The sequence below is a fragment of the Streptomyces sp. SBT349 genome (assembly GCF_001083795.1).
GTDB lineage: Bacteria > Actinomycetota > Actinomycetes > Streptomycetales > Streptomycetaceae > Streptomyces.
This window is the reverse complement of record NZ_LAVK01000648.1, coordinates 1-1,622: the sequence shown is the minus strand read 5'-3', so window position 1 is coordinate 1,622 and position 1,622 is coordinate 1. Positions and strand designations below refer to the sequence as shown.

The window sequence follows — 1,622 nt, the reverse complement described above, 5'->3', positions numbered from 1 at the left end:
GGGAGGGGTTGGGGGTCGGGGTCGAAGGCGAGCCACAGCACGGCGCACCCTGCCGCGCGCAGGGCGGTGATGCGTTCGGTGGCGGGTTCGGCTTCGTCGTCGGCGTAGTTGCCGTCCGAGGCGATGACGAGCAGGCGGCCCGCCCCGGGGTGTGTGAGGTCAACTCCCGCCGTGAGGGCGTCGATGGCTTCGGCGAGGCTGTGGCCGAGTCCCCGCGCGGCGAGCCGTGTGACGTCTCGTGGGGTGCGGCCGGGCGCGGTGATCGCGGTCACCGAGGTGTCGTAGGCGACGGTTGCGCTGAGCGAGTCGGGGTCGGTGAGGGCTGCGGCGCGGGCGACGATCCAGGCGGCGGAGGCGATCGGTTCGGTGGCGGCGTGCATGGAGGCGGAGACGTCCAGGGCGATTCCCACCCTGAGCGGCGGGGTCGGGTTAGGCCGGTGCACGGTGCGCGTCCAGGGGGTCGCGGTCGGCGTGGCACCGGCGGCCAGCTGGGCGTCGCGGGCGAGGGCCTGGCGCATGTTGAGGCGTCCGGGCGGTGCCGCCGAGGGGATGTGGGTGGTGGTGCGTTCCCGGTGGGCGGCGGCCCGCAGCGCTCTTGCGAGTTGTCCGGCGGCCGACTTCTCGGCGGCGGTGGGCGGGCGGGTACCGATCACCGGGGAGCGTTCGGGCCTGCGCCTACGGGTCTTGGTGGGGTTGTAGGGGCCCGCGCCCGGCGAGAAGACCCGCTCCGCCGTCTTCGCGGCCTGCCGCGCACGTGCCGCTTGAGCCGACTTGGCCTGCCTGCGTGCGGTACGGGCGGCCTCGACCCGTGCCTGGGCTGCGGCTTGGGCGGCGTCGTTCGCGGCCACCGCAGCGATGGTCTTGCCGATCGCGTCGGCCAGCTCGCCCACGGGGCAGGTGGGGTCCGGTGCGGGTTCGGACGCGTTGGGGTCGGCGTCGAGGGCCTGGCACCACGCGCGGGCGTGGCCGAGCATGGCCTGCTCGTCCTCGTCCCCCGTGGCATGGGCGGCCGTCCAGATCTCGGCGAGGGTCGCCAGCAGATCCTCGCCGAGGACCTTCGTGACGGTGGTCTCCAGGGGTTGGGTCTCGTCGGGGTCGAGGATCCCGGCGTCCCGGCGGGCGAGGATCAGCGCTGCTGCACAGGCGGCCTGCCACCGGTCGGTGGGGGTGTCGCTGGTGAAGTCGGCGAGGACCAGGGTGTGTACGGCCGCGCGCAGGTATCGGCGGTCCCCCGGGCGGCGGCCCAGGTGCGCGTGTTCGGCGCGGGATTCCTCCAGGAGTTGTCCTGCCGTGTCCAGGGCGGTACCGCGCAGCGGGATGGGTGTTGCCCATCGGGTGTGTGCGGCGTGTGCGGCCTCATGGATGAAGGCGCCCCAGGCGACGGGGTAGCGCTCCTCGTCGCCTGGCCGGGCGGGGTTGATGGTGGCCGGGTGCAGTGGGGCGAAGAGGGCGGTGTGGATTTCCAGTTCGGCCAGGGTGGGGAAGAACGCGGCCGGTGCCCCGGAGCGGGTTCGGTGTTCGCAGGAGACGAGGATGTCCTCGCGTTCGGCGAGTTCGGGCAGTCGCGCGGACAGGGCGGCGGCGATGCGCAGCCACTCCCGCGTGTGTGGGCGGGGCCGGGG

The 1,622-nt window shown here is 74.2% G+C and carries 1 protein-coding gene; it reads right to left on the bottom strand.

Annotated elements, in window-relative coordinates:
* The coding region (locus ADY01_RS35515; RefSeq protein ID WP_049581000.1) for a VWA domain-containing protein at positions 1-1,622 on the bottom strand (1,622 nt) is incomplete at both ends.